Genomic DNA, 385 nt, shown 5'->3' with positions numbered 1-385 from the left:
GCCGGCCTGGATGTCGCGTCCGGCCCGGTAGGCGACGCCGCCGTCGCGCGACCACACCCCGGCGCCGAGACCGTAGAGCGTGTCGTTGGCGATCTCGATGGCCTCGTCGTAGTCCTTGAACGAGGTCACCGAGACGACGGGTCCGAAGATCTCCTCCTGGAAGATGCGCATCTTGTTGTTTCCGGTGAACACGGTCGGCTGCACGTAGTAGCCGCCGGCCAGGTCGCCGCCGAGGTCGGCCCGCTCGCCGCCGGTGATCAGCTGGGCGCCCTCCGCCTTGCCGATCTCGATGTACGAGAGGATCTTCTCGAGCTGGTCGTTGCTGGCCTGCGCGCCGATCATGGTGTCGGTGTCGAGCGGGTTCCCCTGGCGCACGGCCTTGGTC

At 68.1% G+C, this 385-nt stretch carries 1 protein-coding gene; it reads right to left on the bottom strand.

Annotated elements, in window-relative coordinates:
• Window positions 1–385, bottom strand: a 385-nt coding sequence (locus AC1DYG_RS20540) for an aldehyde dehydrogenase family protein (protein ID WP_477641678.1), incomplete at both ends; no start/stop codon positions are given.

The sequence above is a fragment of the Pedococcus sp. P1_H8 genome (genome assembly GCF_056405175.1).
Note: the sequence above shows the minus strand (reverse complement) of the source record. Positions and strands in the feature narration are given on the sequence as shown.